The organism is Marinomonas ushuaiensis DSM 15871, from assembly GCF_000521805.1.
Lineage (GTDB): Bacteria > Pseudomonadota > Gammaproteobacteria > Pseudomonadales > Marinomonadaceae > Marinomonas > Marinomonas ushuaiensis.
Genome location: NZ_JAMB01000004.1, coordinates 18,052 through 40,727, shown reverse-complemented (window position 1 = coordinate 40,727; position 22,676 = coordinate 18,052). Strand labels below are relative to the sequence as shown.

18 protein-coding genes and 1 riboswitch are annotated in these 22,676 nt (G+C 42.0%); of the genes, 4 read left to right on the top strand and 14 right to left on the bottom strand.

Features of this window, described 5'->3' with window-relative positions; all coding sequences use genetic code 11:
* Positions 1-58 precede the first annotated feature (58 nt).
* The 5 genes from cobN to MUS1_RS06025 form a co-directional block, all read right to left on the bottom strand.
* The gene (gene cobN, locus MUS1_RS06045) at positions 59-3,970 is read right to left on the bottom strand and encodes a cobaltochelatase subunit CobN (RefSeq protein ID WP_036160219.1); all 3,912 of its coding nucleotides are present in this window, start codon (positions 3,968-3,970) and stop codon (positions 59-61) included.
* Between the two features lie 14 nt (positions 3,971-3,984).
* Positions 3,985-5,067, bottom strand: coding sequence for a cobalamin biosynthesis protein CobW (cobW, locus tag MUS1_RS06040; RefSeq protein WP_036160218.1), 1,083 nt, complete (start codon positions 5,065-5,067; stop codon positions 3,985-3,987).
* A gap of 2 nt (positions 5,068-5,069) precedes the next feature.
* Positions 5,070-5,861: a precorrin-4 C(11)-methyltransferase gene (cobM, locus tag MUS1_RS06035; protein ID WP_036160217.1), complete on the bottom strand. Its 792-nt coding sequence runs from the start codon at positions 5,859-5,861 to the stop codon at positions 5,070-5,072.
* Positions 5,862-5,893: 32 nt separating this feature from the next.
* Positions 5,894-6,670, bottom strand: coding sequence for a precorrin-3B C(17)-methyltransferase (gene cobJ, locus MUS1_RS06030; RefSeq protein WP_036160215.1), 777 nt, complete (start codon positions 6,668-6,670; stop codon positions 5,894-5,896).
* Between the two features lie 120 nt (positions 6,671-6,790).
* Positions 6,791-7,171, bottom strand: a complete 381-nt coding sequence (locus MUS1_RS06025; RefSeq protein WP_036160213.1) for an MliC family protein — start codon at positions 7,169-7,171, stop codon at positions 6,791-6,793.
* A gap of 272 nt (positions 7,172-7,443) precedes the next feature.
* Positions 7,444-7,630: riboswitch (FMN riboswitch) on the top strand.
* A gap of 120 nt (positions 7,631-7,750) precedes the next feature.
* Here MUS1_RS06025 and MUS1_RS06020 point away from each other — a divergent pair.
* Positions 7,751-8,239, top strand: a complete 489-nt coding sequence (locus tag MUS1_RS06020) for a 6,7-dimethyl-8-ribityllumazine synthase (protein WP_051436135.1) — start codon at positions 7,751-7,753, stop codon at positions 8,237-8,239.
* 107 nt (positions 8,240-8,346) lie between these two features.
* Here MUS1_RS06020 and MUS1_RS06015 read toward each other — a convergent pair whose 3' ends face one another.
* Positions 8,347-9,588, bottom strand: coding sequence for a leucine-rich repeat-containing protein kinase family protein (locus tag MUS1_RS06015; RefSeq protein ID WP_036160210.1), 1,242 nt, complete (start codon positions 9,586-9,588; stop codon positions 8,347-8,349).
* Between the two features lie 408 nt (positions 9,589-9,996).
* Here MUS1_RS06015 and MUS1_RS06010 point away from each other — a divergent pair, with 408 nt between their 5' ends.
* Complete coding sequence (locus tag MUS1_RS06010) at positions 9,997-11,493, top strand: methyl-accepting chemotaxis protein (RefSeq protein ID WP_051436134.1); 1,497 nt, start codon at positions 9,997-9,999, stop codon at positions 11,491-11,493.
* A gap of 66 nt (positions 11,494-11,559) precedes the next feature.
* Here the strand turns inward: MUS1_RS06010 and rsmS are convergent, their stop codons facing one another.
* Positions 11,560-11,709, bottom strand: a complete 150-nt coding sequence (gene rsmS, locus MUS1_RS15870) for a pleiotropic regulatory protein RsmS (protein WP_084035566.1) — start codon at positions 11,707-11,709, stop codon at positions 11,560-11,562.
* 144 nt (positions 11,710-11,853) lie between these two features.
* Here rsmS and MUS1_RS06005 point away from each other — a divergent pair, with 144 nt between their 5' ends.
* Positions 11,854-12,492: a class I SAM-dependent methyltransferase gene (locus MUS1_RS06005; RefSeq protein ID WP_036160208.1), complete on the top strand. Its 639-nt coding sequence runs from the start codon at positions 11,854-11,856 to the stop codon at positions 12,490-12,492.
* Positions 12,493-12,617: 125 nt separating this feature from the next.
* Complete coding sequence (locus MUS1_RS06000) at positions 12,618-14,888, top strand: YgiQ family radical SAM protein (RefSeq protein ID WP_036160207.1); 2,271 nt, start codon at positions 12,618-12,620, stop codon at positions 14,886-14,888.
* Between the two features lie 95 nt (positions 14,889-14,983).
* Here the strand turns inward: MUS1_RS06000 and MUS1_RS05995 are convergent, their stop codons facing one another.
* From MUS1_RS05995 to MUS1_RS05965, 7 genes are all read right to left on the bottom strand, one after another.
* Complete coding sequence (locus tag MUS1_RS05995; RefSeq protein ID WP_036160205.1) at positions 14,984-15,607, bottom strand: hypothetical protein; 624 nt, start codon at positions 15,605-15,607, stop codon at positions 14,984-14,986.
* A gap of 264 nt (positions 15,608-15,871) precedes the next feature.
* The gene (gene der / locus MUS1_RS05990) at positions 15,872-17,209 is read right to left on the bottom strand and encodes a ribosome biogenesis GTPase Der (protein ID WP_036160204.1); all 1,338 of its coding nucleotides are present in this window, start codon (positions 17,207-17,209) and stop codon (positions 15,872-15,874) included.
* Between the two features lie 93 nt (positions 17,210-17,302).
* Entirely contained in the window at positions 17,303-18,436 is a 1,134-nt protein-coding gene (gene bamB / locus MUS1_RS05985; RefSeq protein WP_036160203.1) for an outer membrane protein assembly factor BamB, read from the bottom strand.
* 2 nt (positions 18,437-18,438) lie between these two features.
* Complete coding sequence (locus tag MUS1_RS05980) at positions 18,439-19,080, bottom strand: YfgM family protein (protein ID WP_036160202.1); 642 nt, start codon at positions 19,078-19,080, stop codon at positions 18,439-18,441.
* A gap of 59 nt (positions 19,081-19,139) precedes the next feature.
* Entirely contained in the window at positions 19,140-20,414 is a 1,275-nt protein-coding gene (gene hisS, locus MUS1_RS05975; RefSeq protein WP_084035565.1) for a histidine--tRNA ligase, read from the bottom strand.
* Between the two features lie 9 nt (positions 20,415-20,423).
* Positions 20,424-21,536: a flavodoxin-dependent (E)-4-hydroxy-3-methylbut-2-enyl-diphosphate synthase gene (ispG, locus tag MUS1_RS05970; protein WP_036160201.1), complete on the bottom strand. Its 1,113-nt coding sequence runs from the start codon at positions 21,534-21,536 to the stop codon at positions 20,424-20,426.
* Positions 21,537-21,544: 8 nt separating this feature from the next.
* The gene (locus MUS1_RS05965) at positions 21,545-22,675 is read right to left on the bottom strand and encodes a RodZ domain-containing protein (protein ID WP_245595760.1); all 1,131 of its coding nucleotides are present in this window, start codon (positions 22,673-22,675) and stop codon (positions 21,545-21,547) included.
* Between the last annotated feature and the right edge of the window lies 1 nt (position 22,676).

Here is a 22,676-nt window from a genome sequence, read left to right as displayed (position 1 = left end):
GCCTCTCTCTTTGTTGACTCTAACGCTTGTAAGGGTACCAGTAACGCTCTGCCCAAGGTTACTGGCGTTTATCTTCTTGTTCCTGTTGCTGATCTAAATCAAGCAACAAAGACTGTATTTGTTGGCGATGTTGTTCGGCATTTTGCCACATGCCGCGCTGAATCGCTTCTAATAAGCGTTCGCCCATTTCTTCTAATGCGTGAGGGTTATTATCGCGCATAAAGGCTTGGTTGTCTGGATCGAGTAACAAACGGTCGGTGACCATTTCGTATTGGTAATCGGACACCAAATCGGTCGTCGCATCGTAGGCAAACAAATAGTCTACCGTGGCTGTCATTTCAAACGCGCCTTTGTAGCCATGTGTTTGCATGGCGTCGATCCATTTCGGGTTCAATACTCGCGAGCGCACCACTCTGTTCAATTCTTCTTGTAACGTGCGTATCTTCGGCGAGCTCGGGTTCGAGTGGTCGTTGTGATAGACGCTGGGCGCTTGGCCTTTAAACTCTGTCACGGCGTTGGTCATGCCGCCTTGGAATTGATAATAATCGTCGGAATCTAAAATATCGTGTTCGCGGTTGTCTTGGTTTTGCACCACGGCGTCGAGTTGAGACAAGCGTTCAACAAAGGCGGATTTCGCTTCGACACCATCTTGCTCTTTGTTGTACGTATTACCATCGTAGGCGTAACCGCCCCAATTTACGTAAGCTTCCGCTAAGTCGGCTTTGGTGTCCCAACAGCGTTCGTCGATTAAGCCTTGTAAACCTGCTCCGTACGCGCCGGGTTTGCTGCCAAAGACTCGATAGGTCGCTTGGCGATTAGCCAAGTCTTCGTCCATGCCTTGGTCAAGCAAGGTTTGTTTGCGTGCTTGCACATTGGCTCGAATGGTATTGCCTGTGCCCGGTTCTTCAAAGTCGGCAATGGCTTGAACCGCCGCATCGTAAAGTCGCATGACGTTGGCGAAAGCATCACGGAAAAAGCCAGACACGCGCAGAGTAACATCCACCCGAGGACGACCCAGTTGCATGCATGACAAGATTTCAAAATCGGTGACGCGGTTTGATCCCGCTGCCCAAATAGGACGAACCCCCATGAGCGAGAAGGCTTGGGCAATATCGTCGCCGCCGGTTCGCATGGTCGCGGTTCCCCAAACGGACAAACCTAAGTCTTTCGGGTAATCGCCGTGTTCTTGTAAATGTCGTTGCACCAAGGCTTCTGCGGATTGCTGTCCAATCGCCCACGCGGCTGGTGATGGAATCGCACGATTATCAACCGAGAAGAAATTACGTCCTGTTGGCAAGGTATCGAGGCGCCCTCGTGTTGGCGCGCCACTTGGCCCCGGTGGAATAAAGCCGCCTTCTAATCCCATTAACAAGGCTTGAATTTCGTCTTGTGCGCTTTGTTCTAAGGCGCGCATGAGTGTTTTTTTACTGTGCGATAACAGTATCGCCGTTTGTGGATAAGGGCCCATTAAGTCCACAGTAGAATTATTTTGAATTAAATAACTCAGTACCAATTGCTTGGCAAACAATTCCAGTCGCTCTTTGGTGTCGGCGTGGGTTCGCCATGCTTCGTCGCTGATCGCCAACAATTCATCTGGTTTTTTAGCAAGCCAAGGTGTGCGAAGGCTTTGCATTGGATCGAAATCGTTTTCACTTTTCAGTGCTGAACCGTCCAACTCAACGTCTTTAAGCTCAAAATCTTTGACTAAGGCATGAAGAATGCCTTGGCTGGTTGTTTCGTTTCCTCGCGGTAATCGCAATAACGCCACCAGCGTATCGGCGAGTTTGTCGTCTTCTGGTAACTCGCCAAGGCGATGTAAACCATGACGAATTTGTGATTCTTTTATCTCACATAAATAGGTATCTAAGCCTTCCAATACGGAATCGTCATCGCTGTTTTTATCGCCAGTGGTTTCGATTCCTGACAACTCTTCTAATAAATGAGAGCTTTGGACTTTTTCTAATATCTGTTCGCGCAGCCAGGTTTCTCGACGAATATCCATTCCCATGGCTTGGTAATATTCGTCTACTAAGTTTTCTAATTCCGCCATCTCGCCGTAGGTTTCAGCGCGTGTCATAGGTGGCATTAAATGATCAATAATCGTGGCTTGGGTTCGGCGTTTGGCTTGCGCGCCCTCGCCCGGATCATTGACGATGAAAGGGTAAAAATTCGGCATGGGGCCAAGCGCGATGTCTGGCCAACATTGATCAGATAACGCGGTGCCTTTGCCCGGCAACCATTCCAAGTTGCCATGTTTGCCAACATGAACAAAGGCGTCCACTTTATAAACATGACGAAGCCAGAAATAAAACGCCAAGTAACTGTGCGGCGGAATCAAATCTGGGTCGTGATAGTTGGCGAGTAAATCAAGGTTAAAGCCGCGCGCTGGTTGAATACCAACAAAGGTTTCACCAAGGCGAATGCCGGCTAACATAATGCGACGTTCGCCGTTTTGTTCGCGGCATTTATGGTCGTCTTCTGGTGGCCCCCAACGATCCCAAACGGCGTTTTGGCTTTCTAAAGGCAACTGGTAAAAATAATGAAGGTAATCTTCCAACGCCAAACTCTGCCAGCAACCGCGTTCGTGCAAGGTGTTTGGATTGTTCGTTACCGCGCCAAGCAATTCCTCAATCAAGGCGTTGCCGTGATCTGGCACATTAGCGATTGGATAACCCGCGCCTTCTAAGGCCTTGAGCAAGTTAATTGTCGATGCTGGCGTGTCTAAACCCACGCCATTGCCAATGCGTCCGTCTTTGGTTGGGTAATTCGCCAAGACAAACGCGATGCGTTTTTCGGCATTGGGTTTGTTCGCTAAGTTTGCATAACGGTTGGCGAGTTGCGCCACAAAACGCGCTCGCTCTGGGTGAAGTTCATAACGAATCAAATCGATTTGCGCTGCGTCATTGTAGTGGCTCAAGGCCTTAAAGCTGACGGCGCGGGTAATAATACGGCCATCCATTTCGGGCAAGACGATTTGCATAGCAACATCACGACTGCGCAAACCTTGTGTTTGGTTTTCCCAATCGTCTTGCGTACTGCCCGATAAAATAAGCTGCAACACAGGAATGGATAAGTTAAACGCCGATTGAAAATCGGTTGGTTCGGACGCCAAATCTGGACTGCCAACACGATTCGCGGCAAAACCTGTGGTGTTTAAAATGACCTTGGCTTGGGTTTGTTCTGCAAGAGTTTCGACCAGTTCAACAGAGACCTGGTCTTTTAGCGAGCTGACCGCAATCGCCAGCGGCAACATGCCTTCTTCTTCAATGATCGACAACAAATCATCAAACATTGTCGTGTTGCCACTTTGCAAATGGGAGCGATAAAACACCACCAGCACAACAGGATGAGTCAATAAGGCGGCTTCATAATGGCTTTGCCATTCAATCAAGCTGGAGGCTTTGCCGTTATGGTAAATCAGAGCTGATGGTAAAGGTGCTGGCTCTCGCCATTCTGTGCTTAGACGAAAGTATTGACTCGCAAGGAAATGGAAAAGCTGTTCGCTGTTGTCTTGTCCACTTTCTCGAAGGTAACGCCATACTCGATGGGCGTTTTCCATCTCGGTATTAGACGCCGCCATTAAGGCAGGATCTGGCGTGTCATCACCGGGAACCACAATCAAGGTGCGATTGGGTTTGGCTTTCGCCCAGACTTGTAACTGTTGAAACCCGTAGGACCAATAATGCTCGCCGCCTAACAAGGAAACCACGACGACAGTCGCGTGTTCCAACACTTTATGCTCGTACAAATCATAAGCGGCAGGTTTCACCAGCTGCATCCAATTCGCAAGGCGAACAGTCGGAAAGACGTCTTCTGAAACATTTTTCACGACCTGATCAAGCGCATTGCCTAGCGCGCCTAAAACAGAATCGGCCGCGGCCAATATCACCAAATTCGCTGGTGATTGCCCGAGATCGACAATGCCTTCATCGTCTACGAATCCACCCGGTTTGGCCGCCAATAAATGCATATTTCGACTCTTTCTTACGCGCTTAACGCATCATATAGAATGTTTTCAATTTCTTCTTTTTTGATGCCTTTACCAATGAAGACTAATTGCGTTTTACGAGCTTCTTCTGGTTGCCATAGACGGTCAAAGTAGCGATCTAAACGCGTGCCAACCACTTGAAATACTTGGCGCATTGGTTTGCCATGAACGGCAGCAAAGCCTTTTACGCGGAAGATATTATTTTCTTCCACCAGCTGAGTTAGGGTTTCTTGCAACAAGTCAGATTGCACTTCGCCTAAGGTAATGACGAAGGAATCAAAGTGATCATGGGCGTGATCGTGATGTGCGCCGTGTGCATGATGATGGTCGTGATGATTATGGACATGATCAATATGCGCTTCTGACGCGGCATCAATGCCAAGCAAAACGTCTAACGCCGCTTCACCGTTTTCGATATAGACCGTTTTTACGGTGTTTGGCACTTTATGGGCGATGATTTTTTGTACCCGAGCACGAGCGTCTTCGTCGAGTAAATCGTTTTTACTGACAACGACTAGATCCGCTGCGCTGAGCTGATCATCTAATAATTCTTGTAGGCTTGGGTCGTGATCAAGGCTTTCGTCTGCTTGGCGTTGGTCTTGAACCTTGTCTTCATCATGGGCAAAACGACCGGCGGCAACAGCCGCACCATCAACTACGGTAATGACAGCGTCGACGGTGCAATGTTCTTTGATACCCGGCCAGTTAAAGGCTTGTACCAAAGGTTTTGGTAAGGCCAATCCGCTGGTTTCAATTAATATGTGATCGATATCGCCACGGCGCGCGACAAGTTGTTCCATCACAGGTAAAAATTCTTCTTCTACCGTGCAGCAAATACAACCATTGGCTAATTCGTAAAAGCCATCGTCGCTGCGTTGTCCGCTTTCTTCTTCGCCTTCTGGGCAATCAAGTGGACAAGAACGCAACAAATCGGAATCGATATCCAGTTCGCCAAACTCATTAACAATAACGGCGATTCGTTTGCCTGCCGCTTGTTTCAATACATTGGACAATAAAGTGGTTTTACCACTGCCTAAAAAACCTGTGACAATCGTTGTTGGAATTTTATTAAGTTGCATGATTAATCCTGCTCTTTTGGCTTTTTGTTTTTCAAATTATGGATTGGACGAAAAATATGCGCTTGGCCTTTGTCGTATAAATACGAATCATCAAAGTCTTCAGTGTCTAAAACTTTACCGACAAGAATCAAGCTGGTGCGAGTGAATTTTTTCTCACGCACTTTCACGACAATGTCGGACAAGGTGCCAACCACGTAATCTTGGTCTGGCCAGCTAGTGCGATAGCACACCGCGACAGGACAATCTTCGCCATAATGAGGAATCAATTCCTCGACGATTTTATGAATACGTGTGACACCAAGATGAATCGCTAAGGTCGCGCCACTTTGTGCCAATGCAGGTAAACGCTCTCTTTCTGGGAAAGGTGTTTTGCCTTCGTAACGCGTCATGATGACGGTTTGAGATACGCCAGACAGCGTTAATTCTTTTTTCAACATCGCCGCCGATGCAGCAACCGCGCTCACACCGGGAATCACTTCGTAATCAATATCGAGTGCTTCCAAGCGACGAATTTGTTCGCCAATGGCGCCATACAAAGCAGGGTCACCACATTGCAAACGCGCAACGTCTTTACCTTCTTTGGCGGCTTTTTCAATCACGGCGGTGGTTTCGTCTAGATTCATTTCTGCCGTGTCATAAATGCCTTCGGCTGAATCACGAACACTGTCGATGACTTGCGTTGGAATCAAAGAACCTGCGTACAAAACAACAGGACAACGTTCCATGGTTTTGACCGCTTTCACTGTCATCAAATCCGGGTCACCGGGACCTGCGCCGATAAAATAAACTGTCATTTGTTGTCACTCTTCGAGTTTTTAAAAAGATATTAGAGCTTTTTAGAGTAACCGCGAGGTGTGTAAATCCACTCTTTCTCGCCATTCACTATGTGTTTAGTATCCGAATTACCGACGCTGACCATGGTAAACATGTCCACGTCTTTGGCGTCTAATTCGCCCAATGTGATGAAGGTAATCTCTTCTTCTGGGCGCGTCAGTTGGCGACCTATCATCACTGGCGTACTAGCGGGACGATATTGCAGTAAGACATCACGTGCGTGATTCAGCTGCCAATCGCGTTTTTTCGAAACAGGATTATAAAAAGACACAACAAAATCCCCTGCGCCACAAGCATGTAAACGTTTGTCGATGGTTTCCCAAGGGGTTAATAAATCAGACAGAGAGATAGTACAGAAATCGTGACCTAGCATAGCACCAACTCGGCTGGCTCCCGCTTGCATTGCAGAAATACCAGGAATCACTTCAATATCAACATCCAGCCATTCAGGATGGTTTTCTTTACCCTGTAACTGTAAATCGAGCAATTCAAACACCAAGGTCGCCATGGCATAAATTCCGATGTCACCACTGGAAATAAGCGCAGTTGTTTTACCTTCTGCCGCAAGTGACAAAGCCAAACGTGCTCGGCCAATTTCTTCGCCTAACGGTAAATCATGGAAGGTTTTACCTTCGCTCAATTCGCCTAGCAATTCTAAATAATAGCCATACGCCACCCAATCAGTACAGGCAGCTAATGCTTTGGTTGCATTGGGTGCAACCAAGCCTAAATCACCGGGCCCCATGCCCATTACAAATAACTTGCTCATTCTATCTCTACATTAAGTCTGGCGTCATGCAACGCGAATGGCGCTATTGTACACGGATTACCAGTTCGACGAGATGAAAACACCAAGATTTAACGTGAGATATGTTCAGGTGAAAATGGGTTAAGAATCGACGCGAATCAAACGGCAGGCCGTTTTATCCATATTATTTAGCGCTAACTCAGCTTTGTTATCATGAATCCAGAAAGAGATGCCTTCCCCAAGGTAAAAAGCGCCTGATGCACTTACCGCATGATTGAGCTTGTAGGTTTTATCTTTCCAATTAATCTGTGCTTGTTCTGCGTGAAAGAAAATACCGAGAGGATGGTTATCACATGAATAAACAGCTGAATTTGTTTGTACGACATCGTCTATTTCGTAATTTTTTTCATCAAAGAAATCCTCTTTCTTTGATGAACTACAGGCGGTAATTACCACGACAGAAGAAATGATAAGTAATTTTTTTAAAAATAAGATTGTTAAAGGTAATGTTTTAATCTGCATTATATGAGACTCCATTCTTATTAAATCCAACGACATTAAAATTCTAGATGAACAATATGATTTCAACAAACATATATAGTTTCACCATACTATATCGGCCGTATTTATATCCTCTACACCCAAAACAGTGCGATTGGTTACTTTTTGTTACTCAAATGTTCACTGTGTTTACTATTTGTAAGGTTTCCTTAAAAAGACCACATTTCAACACTGATTACACTTTGACAGCCAATTATAAAAGCAAGTATATTCGCCGCATCGGATAATTCCGATTTCGTTCTCGGGGCGGGGTGAAATTCCCCACCGGCGGTAAAGACTCTCTTTATGTATATTAATACATAGATAAAGTTTAAGCCCGCGAGCGCCTTTAAGCCTTTTTATATTAAAGTGCCTTTAGGGTCAGCAGATCTGGTGTGATTCCAGAGCCGACGGTTACAGTCCGGATGATAGAGAGCGTGTCAGACAAAACCTCAAACAAAGTTGTATTTATGCACCTTTGTATAATAGGTATGCCATGTAAATATGGTGTATTTGCCTGTCCGTTCGCCCTGATTCACCTTATATTTATAGGATTTTAAAATGAATCAGAGCTCAACGAATCACATTGATTTCACACCAGCAACAAAACGCATCGCGATTCTTCACGCTACCTGGCACGAAGAAATTGTCTTAAATTGCGTCAACAGCTTTAAAGCTGAATTGGTTTCTCGCGGTTATGATGCATCATTGATTGATGTTATCCCTGTACCCGGCGCTTATGAAATCCCTCTACAAGCAAAGCTATTAGCAAAAAGTGGTAAATACGCTGCGATTGCTGGCAGCGCATTGGTTGTGGATGGCGGTATTTATCGTCACGACTTTGTTGCTCAAACTGTCTGTAATGCACTCATGCAAGTTCAATTGGAAACGGAAGTACCGGTTTTAACCGCTGTGCTGACTCCGCATAACTTCCATGAACATGACGAGCACAAAGATTATTTTAGCCGTCACTTCGTTAAAAAAGGTGCCGAGCTTGCAAACGCATGCGACCAAGCGATTCGCTTGACTGAAAGCGCGAAAGCTTTATAAACCTTATCTTTTGATAATGCGTTTTAAAATGGAAATGCCCGCTCCTCTCTTGAAGAGCGGGCATTTTTTTAAAACTCACTATATAACCGCTTCTTTTCAACTGGCTTTTAATTTAGACGACGAGACTCTAAGGCTTTATAAACAGGACTCTCTTTATCCTTTTCTTCGCATAAACTCAGCATGTCACCAATAAAGAAACCAAGTGCCCTCTGCTCTATCTTCTCAATACCTTGTTGCTGCTCTACTGATAGATTTTCATATTTTGACGCCGCACCGAAGTCACCGAACAAAACATGACCTTCTTCACTAATCAATACATTGTGTGCGTACAAATCACCGTGACTGACTTTTCGCAGACGAAAGTGTGCAACCAAATCATCAACTTGCTTAATAATATGAGCAATTTTTTCGATTGAAAAAGACAAACCATCCGTAAAGGTATCTCGTGTGCAAGACACCAAACTCGGCGGCATTCCTAGATTAGTATAATGGGCTGGAATTAATTCCATCACCAAAGCAGAACAATCTGTCTCCTCTAATTTTGCTAATGGCGTCACTAAGTTGTCATGATGACCAACCGCTAAACAAGCATCCAGTTCATCTTCTGGATAACCGTCACTGGTGACTTCGCCTTTGAAAACCTTTACAGCAACCTCTTCAGGAAAATCGAATTCACTATGCTTCCAAGTTGCTAAAGAAATAACACCGGAGGCACCCTGCCCCAACACTTGATGCAAAGCGAGATCGCGAAAGGCTACTGTTTTAAATTCATTATGTGGGTCTCGGCTGGCGCAAAATGGATTCCCTGAAAACGCGAGCCAAGCCAAACGAGGCAAGTTTAAAATCTGCATTGGAAAGGAAGTTAATTGATTCGCGGCAAGACGTACAAGTTCTAAGCTTTCGCACTGCTTTATGGAATCAGGTAAAGATGTCAGTCGGTTTCCCGCTAAGGCAAGTTTTTTCACTCGTGTTAGTCGTCCGAAATCTTCTGGCAATGACGTTATTTGGTTATCAGTCAGTATTAACCAGCGCGTCCAAGTTGGCAAAGACTCCGAAGACACCGTCTGAATTTGGTTGGATTTAAAACCAATCATCTCAAGCTTTTGGCACTGCCCTAACACCTTGGGCAACTCAGTAAACAGATTATTTGAACAAAAAATAATACGAAGATTGATAAGGCGATAAAGGTCGTCTGGTAATTCATTGAGTTGATTATTTGATAAATCCAGAATTTCTAACGAGTCCGCAAGATCAAAAATAGCGACTGGGAAAGTCGTTAGGCTTTCTGATAATTGAAGTCGTGCCACACCCTTTAATTCGCCATTATTAAGTTGAGATAGTGTCTGCAAAGTTAAGCTCTTCCATTAAATGTTCTGTCATTCTAATACCTTACTGTTATAAGCACTATTCACTTCTCAAAAACCACTTGATTAATCGTTAAGTAATCTTTTTCCCTTCCATGACGCACCAAAACCCACTATTAAAGATAATGATTACAAACTAAAAAATATGATATAGGTCATTATTTATCCCATTACTGTTGAAAAACTTTTTTATTACACATTTTGAGTGTCTTTTTCTATAAATAACTATTGGCTAATATATGATCAATCAATATAATCCTGACCGATCGAACAACTATTACAAACCCCTACAGCTCCTTACAAAAATAAGACATTATACAATGAAATATTTTATAAAATAGGGTTTGGCTAAAAGCTAGTGTTTACACTTTAATAACTCAACTTGGATTCACAATGACCGCTCAGCAACAAAACACTCTTAAAAACGATGCCTTTATTTATCGATTCTTAATGGCACAAGCTCCTGTTTTATTAATCAGTGGATTGATTGGCGCTAACTTATTTTCTTTTACTCTCGTTGCTGCCATCATTTTGGTTGTTATCACCCAAATAGCTTACAGTCTATTCAAAGGTACTTTGGCTTTCTCTATTTTAGCCGGCGTATTTATGATGCTGGTTTCATCCTCTCTGATTCAAAGTCAGCTAGGCATGATTGAAATGCATTTCCATATTTTCGCCTCGATGGTTATTTTTCTAATTTACCAAAAATGGCAGCCTATTCTTGCAGCACTCGTGACGACAGCGCTTTATCATATTGGCTTCATGTTTGTTCAAATGGCGGGTGTTCATATTGGTGATATGCCAATTATGATATTTTCTGGTCACCATAATATGGGCGTTATGATTGTGCATTGTGTGTTTGCTATTTCGGAAGCAGCAGCATTAATTTATATGGCTTTCTTGATGAAAAAAGAGACATCAACCAATATAAATATTGCCAATACTATTGAGAAAATATCAAAAGACAATGATCTTTCTATTCGAGTAAACAACCCTACATCAAATGCTGAAATCTCTCTTAATAGCTTGCTAGACAAGTTGTCTACGCTGTTTTCTGATTACCGTAATATTGCTACTGTTTTAGTCAATTCTAGCAATCAGATTCAAACAACAACGAAAGAAGCAAATATTAGTGTTGAAGCAAGTAAGTATCGCTCTCAAGACACTGCTATTGCTTCTGAGCAAGTGTCTCAATCGATCCAATTAGTATCACAAAAAAGCACACAATCTGCCGATGTTGTTCGAATCTTAGAACAAGATACGATTCAAGACAGTGAACAAGCCTTGACCATCATGAAAGACATGGAGCTTTTAGCAAAAGACACCTCTTCTGTTTCCGATTCACTGCAAGCTTTAACAACAGATGTTGATGCGATTACTCAATTACTCCAATCGATTCGCAGTATTTCAGAGCAAACCAACTTACTTGCGCTAAACGCTGCAATTGAAGCCGCACGAGCGGGTGAAACAGGCCGTGGTTTTGCCGTCGTGGCAGATGAAGTTCGTACATTAGCGAAACGTTCTAGCGACTCAACTGATGACATTGAAAAGGTACTGATTAACCTAAATGAAAGCGTAAATAAAACCGTTGAGTCGATGGCTTGTGGCCAAGAAAGGACCACACTTAATGTAAACCATACGTTAGAGATTTCTGAAGGCTTAATGAAACGAGCGAAAGATGTGGCCAGTATTATGCAATCTAGCCAGAGCATCGCCGAAGATTCAGCGGAACAAGAACAAGTAATGACTTCTATTAGTAGTAGAGTCAGCGAAAACGCACAAGCGATCCAATTACTTGCTGAGCTGATGCAAGAACTTACGAAAAATAGTGAAGAAATTCATTCTGTTACTCAAGAATATCAAACAAAAGCGAATGTATTTAAAATCTAAATATTCGTTTTAAATACGTTACCTCTAAGCCCGATGCTTTCTTCATTAGGAAACATTCGGGCTTTTCTATTTTATATCGTTCAACTTCCCTTCAAAATCCGATAGCACAATTTTCAACGCTTCTATCGCAATGTGCGTCTCTATTTCATTGGCTTCTAGCAACTCGATCAAATCAACTGCTAATTGGACATGAGCTGGCGCTTCTTCTAAAGACATAATAAAACCACACTTAAAATGAAGTAATTGATGTGTAAAAATAGTCTATAAATGACTTAATACATATTAATCTAAGTCTATACTGGGATGGGTCTTATCAAAAGACTCTTTACTCCATCACTTATTTTCATATATGAGGTTACTGTGATTACAAATGAATTTTGGTTAGATCGATGGCAAACAGGGCGAATTGGTTTTCATCAAGAAGGCGTCGATCCAAAACTTGTTGAGTTCTGGCCCACTCTGCCAAAAAACAGCCGTGTACTTGTTCCTCTCTGCGGAAAATCAAACGATATGATTTGGTTAGCCGAGCAAGGCTATCAAGTAACTGGCATTGAACTCTCTTCTTTAGCCGTTATTCAATTCTTAAGTGATAACGACTTAGCTTACGACACCTATCAAGAAGGCGAATTGAAAATCCATACTGTTCAGGATTTATCGCTTCGCATTGTTGAAGGCGATTACTTTCAATTCACCGAAAACAACTTTGATGCTTGTTATGATAGAGCAGCCATGGTGGCTATGCCGAATTCTAAACGCGCAAATTATGTATCTCACACTCTAGAACGCTTAACACCATCGGCTACTGTGCTATTAATTTCGCTGCAACATGATGGCGATGATCAAACGCCACCATTTTCAATCGATGAGCAAGCTGTAATATCTTTATGGGGAGACAAAATACAAAAAATTTCCTCTGAGAATTTAGTACAAACCATGCCTAGATATAAAGAACGCGGACATACACTATTTGAAGAAAGTATCTGGCATATCAAACCCTAGATTAGACTGTCTACCGAGACGCTTTTCTGGGATAATACGGCACAATTTTTAATCGATAAACCATGTATCCCCATCATCTGCTGTTTATATTCATTCAGTGGTGATAACGATACCAAGAGTAGACAATGATCAAACGACATAAAACCGCCAAACAGCTCTTTTCATATCCATTATATTGGGCTGAATGTTATGGTGTTTCACCCTTCCTCCCAACCACTCGGGAAGAAATGGACGCGCTTGGCTGGGATAGTTGTGATGTCATTATTGTTTCGGGCGATGCTTATGTAGACCACCCAAGTTTTGGTATGGCGGTATTAGGTCGCTTATTAGAAGCGCAAGGTTATCGAGTGGGAATTATCGATCAACCTGATTGGCGAAACACAGACGATTTTATGCGTCTTGGTCGCCCTAATCTGTACTTCGGTGTAACCGCCGGTAATATGGACTCTCTAATTAATCGTTACACTGCTGATTTAAAAGTACGTAATGATGACGCTTATACACCTTATGGTGTTGGCGGAAAACGCCCAGACCGTGCTGTTATTGTTTACTCTCAGCGCTGTAAAGAAGCCTTCCATGATATTCCTGTGATGATTGGTGGTATCGAAGCCAGCCTTCGTCGTATTGCTCAATACGATTACTGGAGTGATGAAGTTCGTCGTTCAGTTCTGGTTGATTCTACTGCCGACATTCTACTTTATGGCAACGCTGAACGCGCCATTATTGAAGTCACTCACGAAATGGCGATGGGAAAAACGCTGGACGAATTAACGAACATTCGCGGCACGACCATTATCAGAAACACACCACCGGGCGGTTATACCGAAATCGATTCAACACGTGTTGATTGGCCGGGAAAAGTAGACCAAATTTACAGCCCTTACGAATACATTCCTGAAGGTAAATGCCAAACCAAAGATGGTGAAGAAGAATCCGATGTGATGCCAATTCGCGTTATTCCTGCGCCTTTACGTCGCGGCGAAAAGCTTGACCCAGAAAAAACTTACATTCGTCTTCCCTCTTTTGAGAAAGTATCAAAAGATCCTGTTTTATACGCCCACACTTCACGTATTTTACATCTTGAATCAAACCCACATAACGCTCGTGCTTTGATTCAAAAACACGGTAAAAAAGAAATATGGGTAAATCCACCACCAATTCCATTGGAAACACCTGAGATGGATGGTGTGTTTGATTTACCTTATGCCCGAGTGCCACACCCGAAATACAAAAAAGCACGTATTCCAGCTTATGACATGATCAAGACATCAATCAATATCATGCGTGGTTGTTTTGGTGGCTGTACTTTTTGCTCGATCACAGAGCATGAAGGTCGTGTCATTCAATCTCGTTCACATGAATCTATTCTGAATGAAATTGAAGATATAAAAGCCAAAGTGCCCGGTTTCACAGGTCATATTTCTGACCTTGGTGGACCGACATCAAACATGTACACATTGAATTGTAATGATGATGAAGTTCAAGCCTCATGCCGTAAGCTATCCTGTGTATACCCAACTATTTGCTCAAACTTAAACACAGATCATAGCCCGACAACTCAGCTATACCGTAAAACACGAGCGGTAGAAGGCATTCATACCGTATCTATTGCCTCTGGCTTGCGTTATGACCTCGCGGTGGAAGACCCAGAATACGTTCGTGAATTGGTGACCCATCATGTTGGCGGTTTGTTAAAAATTGCGCCTGAGCATTCAGAAAACGACACCTTGTCGAAAATGATGAAACCCGGCATGGGAACCTACGATCGTTTCAAACGTATGTTTGATACTTACTCGAAACAAGCGGGCAAAAAACAACATTTGATTCCGTACTTCATCGCCGCTCACCCTGGCAGCTCAGATGAAGACATGATGAATTTGGCGCTTTGGTTGAAAACCAACGACTTTAAACCTGATCAGGTACAAACCTTTTATCCGTCACCTATGTCACTGGCAACGGCCATGTATCACTCTGGCAAAAACCCACTGAAACCTGTGACTTATAAGAGTGAAGACGTGTATACGCCAAAAGACGCCAAGCAACGTGTCATGCAGAAAAGCTTCTTGCGCTATCACGATTCAAATAACTGGCAAGACTTGCGTAATACGCTTATTCAAATGGGTCGCCCTGATTTGATTGGTAATGGTGAGAATAAATTGGTGCCATCCGCTGACAAAGATATTCAAACGCCTCGCCGCCCTAAAAATGCTAAACCGGGACAAGCTACAGGCGCTTCCCATACATCGAATCGTCCAACGATGGCGAAAAATGCGACTAACGAAAAAACACGAGCAAAAAGAAACAACAGCACAACAACAGCAACTGGTCGAGCATCAGGTACACCAACAAATGGCAACACAGCCAAACGCCGTAAGCCAAAAGTCAAATCTCGCTAAATACCTGCTATCACATACCGAATAGACAAAAAAATACTTCACGCTTTAACAGCGTGAAGTATTTTTTATTCAGATAAAAGAAAACGATTAAAATATTAACTATCAGAGACGAGCAAATCTGCTTGCTTTTTTCGCTTTAGGCAAACAAATACAAGCTCTATTGCTGCGATTAAAATCAGACTATAACCAAAGGTCTCAATACTCTCTTCCACTATATTTTTCACAATACGCATATAAGAGTCACCCATAACCGCTTGCCAAAAAGATGATCTTCCCATCATTCTTGAAAAGGCTAACAAAGTAACAAAACCGGCTAAGAAAATCCCAAAACTAACCTCTAAAGAGTATTCTTTTAAAGACGCATAGATCTTAGAGAACCGTCCTATTAAAAAAATCATAACACAGGCAAAAATCAACAAAACAATACTTTGCCATGCACCATCAAAGACATAATGATCTAACAAAGAATCCGATTCACGAACAAACATCATACCTAATAAAGCGGCAAGCAATGTTGAGGCTATCTTTAATTTAGCATCTAAACGAGATGCATATAGAAACAACATACAGCTTAAAAAGCTCATTACATCTTGCATATACTCAGTTAATGAATGTTCACTGTATTCAGAAAGAGTTAATGAGCGATAACCTTCTAAAGAAACAAGCTGTGCAATACCTGCTACTGCAAAAAGATAAATCAGACCACGAAGAATAAACATGAAGAACCTCAACTAATGAAGCCGAGATTTTAGTGAAAAAAAAGTAAAAAAACGATATAACACAGAGCAATGACACGGTTGTTACTTACTTTGTCCTGAAAGCATCCTAGATATAATTAAAGTGTCATTAATTGCAACTCAATGATTGCTTATTCTTAGCTAAATTATAAACATCATGAATTGAAAGCAAAAAACCCCTAAGAATCTTCAACTTAAGAAGACACTTAGGGATCTTAATTCTTAAAAACCTTACAGCAAAAAAGACTACTTTTTCGGCGCGTATGGGTTTTCAGAAGATTTAAATTCAAAAATAATTGGTGTACCTGTAATGTTCAGTACCGTTCTGAATTTATTCTCAAGATAACGCTTGTAGCTACCCGGCAAAGCATCAGTTTGATTGCCATGAACGACGATACGTGGCGGATTCGATCCACCTTGGTGTGCGTACCTTAGTTTGATTCGACGACTATTCACCATTGGCGGTTGATGCTCAGAAACAGAGTCTTCTAAAATGCGCGTTAAACGGTTTGTAGACCATTTTGAGTAACAAGACTCATACGTGCTTTCAATTGTGTCGTACAAATCACCAACGCCTGTACCATGCAAGGCTGAGATGTAATGAACCTTAGCATAAGGAACAAAGCCCAGACGGCGTTCAACCTCACTTTTGATGTGCTCGCGCTCATCTTTCTGAAGTCCATCCCATTTGTTAATCGCCAAGACAACGCCACGCCCGGCATCTAACACATAGCCGATCATATGAAGGTCTTGCTCTACCAAGTCTTCATGCGAATCGATAACAACTATCACTACATTGGCATCTTGAATCGCTTGCAGTGTTTTGACGATAGAAAATTTTTCTACCGCTTCTTTTACATGCTTTCGACGACGAACACCTGCGGTATCAATAAGTGTGTATTCTTTTTCATTACGTGTGTAAGGAATATAAACACTGTCACGAGTCGTTCCTGGCATGTCAAAAACAATGACACGATCTTCACCTAGCATACGGTTAACTAAAGTAGATTTACCAACATTTGGACGACCAACAACACCAATACGAATACCACGAGATTCCAAATTAATTTGGTTTCTAGCTTCCTCTATTCTTTCTGCAAATGGCAGCATGACAACATCAATTAGGACATGCACACCTTTACCATGTGATGCCGCAATCGGATGCAATGCACCAAGACCTAACGAATAGAAATCCGCTAATGCGATATCTTCATTAATACCGTCCGTTTTGTTTACAACAACAAAAATAGGTTTATTGGACTTCCGCAAATGATTAGAAATCATTTCGTCTGCTGGGTTTAGGCCATGACGACCATCAACCAAGAATAAAACAGCATCTGCTTCTTCAATAGCGAGCATAGATTGGCGCGCCATTTTTTCATCAATACCCTGCTCATCACCACTGATACCACCGGTATCAATAACAATAAATTCATGCTCACCAATCTTTCCGTCACCGTATTTACGATCTCGAGTAAGGCCTGGGTAATCTGCTACCAAGGCGTCACGAGATTTCGTCAATTGATTGAAAAGTGTTGATTTACCAACATTGGGTCTACCTACCAATGCAATAACTGGAATCATTTTTTTACCTATAATAAATACAAAGCGGCTGCCACTTCCATTAAAGAAGTGGCAGCCCCTAAAAAATCGCTAAAAAGAAATCAAAAACTGACTTTAATAGCTTAATGCCGTCACATTAGATTTCGGCGTAAGAATAAACAACTGCTTATCGTTCGCTACCATACGGCTACCAGGTGAAACCTCGTTATCAGCTACTTTATGCGCTGCGACTTCACCAGTAGTTAAGTCAAGTAAATGAACATAACCAGCACGATCTATAACCGCAACATAATCGCGGAAAAACTCAGGAGAAATTAAGTCACGTTCAACAAGTGTTTCGTTTTCCCATATTTCTGCGCCATTTCTGGCATTCAGAAGAATTACTTTGCTTTTCATATCAACAACTGCCAAGAACCCACCTTTAACGGCAACGCCAACTGAACTTGATATATTACGTTGCCATAATAAACGGCCATTTTCGATAGAAATTGCGGAAAGAGTACCATTATAGGCAACAGAATAAACAACACCATCTTTAACAACTAAACGACCATCAATATCACTTAATCGCTCTATTTCATACCTACCCTCAGGTTTTCCGACTTCATATGACCACAATAAAGTGCCCTCCTCTAAAGAGAAAGCTTTTAGTTGGCCGTCAGCAGAACCCGAGATAACTTTACCATTTGTAATAATAGGAGCGCTTGTACCACGCACAGTTAACGATGGCAAATCTTCTTTAGCTCGCCACAAAACGTCACCTGTACTAGCGTCAAGCACATTTAACCAACCATCCGCTGTTTGGACCGCTACTTTTCCTGCTGCATAAGAAGCTTCTGCTAATATTTCAGAGCTTAGTGTTTTTTCCCACAAGACAGACTGATTATCTAAAGAAACAGCAACCAGTTGAGCCTCGTAGGTACCAAAATACAAGACATTACCATTACGAGTTACACCAGCACTTGGCTTATATTCTGTTGAAAGCTTTCTTTTTTCTTTACCATTTTCTTGATTAAGCTCATAAAGCGTCCCTTTTTCCGTCACAAAAAATAAAGATCCATTTTCTGCTATTAAACTAAAGCGCTCGCTAGATTCACCAAAGTTGCCATCAACACCTTTTCGCCATGACGTGTGCAAGTCCACCTTACTGTCTATAGAAGGAGGACTAGACAATGATGGACGAGCATTAGAACAGCCTTGGATCAGCAGAGCTGTAAATAATACGACAACAAAAAGAGACTTACTCATAATTAGCTTTTCACCAAGTCTTTAAGTTTAATATCTAATAAAGGATGATTTACACCAGCGCTCAAGGCTTCACTTGCTTTTTCATAAGCAGTACGAGCATCGTCACGCTTACCTTGTGATAATAAAATATCGCCAATTAGCTCTTGTTGCTGCGCAGTAAATTCTTCTTCAGAAACTTTTTCAGCACGTGCCATTGCCTTTTCATAATCTTCTTTTTGAAGCATTAAACGCGCAACACGCAAATTTGCAATCGCAATAAAAGCAGTATCTTCAGTATTCTCAATCGCAATATCTAATGCTGTAATTGCTTCATCATAATTGCCTTTTTCAGCATCAACTCGCGCTAAAAACAACTGGCCGAACACTGCATAACCTGTGTCAGCATACTCATCAGTAAGTAGATTCGCGTTAAAAACAACCGTTTTCTGGTTATCTTCATCACTTAAATCCGTCGAAGCCTGAACCAAATCTTGGTAAAGTGCCGATGCACTATTTATATGGTTAGCTTGGCTTGTTTGCCAGCCTTGAAAGCCAAAGTAACCACCCGCAACAACAGCAATAGTAGCAACTAATTTAACGCCATTCTTTTTCCACCAAGCTTTAAACGCTTCAATTTGTTCTTCTTCAGTCTTTAATTCAGACACTTTTACTTCCTCATTCAAGGTGGAACTTATTGTTTAAAGCGCCACTCTGTTAAATCCAATTATAATTTATCATCGATATAGGCAGGAACATCAACCAGGGAACAAGTTTGCTGTTCACCTGTGGACATATCTTTTACCTGACATACGCCTTGATCAATTTCATCTTGACCTAAAATAATGGTAAAGCGAGCTTCTGATTTGTCCGCTTTTTTCATTTGATTCTTAAAGTTTCCGCCTCCACAATGACGCAACACAACACGACTAGAATCAATTTCTCGAATATGTTCAGCCAAAACAAAGGAAGCAATTTCTGCTGCATCACCCATACTAACGATGAATACATCAGTTGAAAACTTAGCGCTATCTGGGATTAAATCTAAGGTTTCAAGAAGGAGCACTAAACGCTCTATTCCCATCGCGAAACCTACACCAGGTGTTGCTTTACCACCCAACTGCTCAACCAAGCCATCATATCGACCACCGGCACAAACCGTCGCTTGAGAACCAAGATGACTTGTCACCCATTCGAAAACGGTTTTTCCATAATAATCTAAGCCACGAACTAGGCGATGATTAATAACAAACGGAACGTTATTAGCCTTAAGTATTGCCTGCAATAGATCAAAATGCGTTTTTGACTCCTTACCAATGAAATCATCAAGACTCGGTGCCGCTTTTAATACAGACTGAGTAGACTCATCTTTTGAATCTAGTATACGTAATGGATTCGTTGTTAAACGACGCTGGCTGTCTTCATCAAGTTGATCTTTAAACTCAGTTAAATACTCAACTAAGGCGACTTTAAAAGCTTCACGCTCAGACGCTAAACCAATCGTGTTTAACTGCAATTCAACATGTTCTAGAAGACCTAACTGTTTCCACATTCGTGCAGATAGAATAATCAGTTCAGCATCAATATCAGCAGAGCCAATACCAAAGGATTCAACACCAATTTGATGAAACTGTCGATAACGTCCTTTCTGTGGGCGCTCATAGCGAAACATAGGACCTGTATACCACAAGCGCTGAACTTGATTGAACAACAATCCAGCTTGATCAGCAGCACGCACACAACTTGCCGTTCCTTCAGGTCGTAAGGTCAAAGACTCACCGTTACGATCATCAAAGGTATACATTTCTTTTTCTACGATATCGGTTGTTTCACCAACACCACGCTTGAACAAGTCTGTATTTTCAACAATGGGAAAACGAATTTGTTGATACCCATAAGACTTAACAACGTCTGCTACTGTTTTTTCAAGGTATAACCAAACAGAAGATTGATCAGGCAGAATGTCATTCATTCCTCTGATCGCTTGAATTTTACGAGCCACAATGGATCCTTAGCTTTTTACAATAATATTGGCTAGCTCTTTTTCTTTAAGAGCGGCTTTACCACGAATCATTTTTTCTAAATCATCAACCAGAGTTTCATTTTTCGTTTTACTGTTTGGCTTACCATCTTGATAGATCAAGTTATTTGGAGAACCTCCAGCAAGACCAATGTCCGCTTCTTTCGCTTCACCTGGACCATTAACAATACAGCCAATAACTGCAACATCCATTGGCACCACGATATCTTCAAGACGCTCTTCTAATTCATTCATGGTTTTGATTACGTCAAAATTCTGACGAGAACAACTTGGGCAGGCAATAAAGTTAATACCACGATTACGAAGTTTTAAGCTACGTAACATATCCCAGCCGACTTTAATTTCTTGAACTGGATCAGCGGCCAACGACACACGCAAGGTGTCACCAATACCATCCATCAACAACAAGCCAAGGCCGATCGAAGATTTAACTGTTCCTGAGCGCAAGCCACCCGCTTCTGTAATACCCAAATGCAACGGATTATCAATCTGGCTGGCTATTTTTCGATACGCTTCCACTGTCATAAAGATATCAGAGGCTTTTAAACTCAACTTATATTCATGAAAGTCTAACTCATCAAAGTATTGGATCTGGCGAAAAGCCGATTCGACTAACGCATCAGGTGTTGGTTCACCATATTTCTTTTGAAGGTCTTTTTCCAACGATCCTGCATTAACACCGATTCGAATTGGAATATTTTTATCTCGGGCGCAATCAACGACAGCACGAATACGATCTTTATTACCGATATTACCAGGATTGATACGTAGGCAATCAACTCCATATTCTGCAACTTTAAGTGCGATTTTATAATCAAAATGTATGTCTGCTACTAAAGGAATAGAAACAGACTCACGAATTTTCTTAAAAGCTTCAGCCGCATCCATGGACGGAATAGAAACGCGAACAATGTCTGCTCCAGCGTCAGCAATGGCATGAATTTGTGCAACGGTGGCATCCACATCACAAGTTTCCGTATTCGTCATACTTTGAATACTAATTGGCGCTCCACCACCGACAGGAACATTCCCAACCATAATTTGACGAGAGTGACGACGTTTAATTGGTGATTCAAAATGCATAAAAGTCTCTACTTGAGCTCAAATCGAGCCAAATCTTTACGTGTGAAAGGAGAAAAATCGAATTGCTCGCCTTTGTATATCAAAGAAGAAACGCCTTTGGCGTAACCTAATACAACGCGGTATGGTGCATCACCTGTTAGCGCCAATGAGCTACCCGCTGACTTCACACCTGAAAATAAAATAGTTCCAGATGCATCACGAATTTCTGCCCAGCAGTCTCCGCTAAAAGCAATTTCAACATCATCTTGATACGCTACTGTTTGCTGTACAACAGATGTTTCAGTAGCTGGCACAACTTTAGTTGCTCTTACCACTTCATCCGGGCTTACTCCGGCTTCTTTTAAAATAGCGACAGTTTCAGCAGACAACCCAGTTACAACATCATTTTCGTTCACAGGTTTCTCATCCGCGTCCGCAATCGCCTTAGAAGGTATTGCGTTTGCAGCAGGAGCTATTATTCTTTGATCTACAGACGACTGAACATCGACTTCTTTATTGTTAGTTGGCTCTTCTAACTCTAGAGTTTCATTCGCTGTAGAAGACGTTTCTGGATCGGCTATAGTTTCAACTGTTTCATTAACAATATCGTCTAAAGAAGTTACGCTTGACGTACTTGGCCACCAAAAAACCAAAAACACTAAAACAGCCACAATAACTACAGAAATGAAGATAACAATTGGATCGCCTAGATGCGTCTGTTTATGAACTTTATCAACAGGCTTAATTGTTGTCTCAGCACCAGCTCGTTCTTTGTCAAACGCAGCGACCATAACAACATAATCTAATTCCAATAGGCGGCAATAACTTTTGAGAAAACCTCGAGCAAAAGTAACTGACCTAAAATAACTAAAATCACTAGACTCAAGCGCACGAACTTGATCGATCGGAATTTTCAGCTTAGTGGCAACATTTCTTTCATCAAACCCTAGCTCTAACCTTTTTTCTTTTAATTCGTTACCGATATCAATTACTTTCATTACATCGCTTTCAATAACGACATTATCAATAACATTCTCTGTATTCTCATCATTTGGAGCATCATTTACACTAGTATCATCAGCAATAAGATCCGCATTGCTATCATTAGTATTCGTACTAGTTTTATTTAGAGAAACGTCAGTTTTAAATTCAGTTGTCATG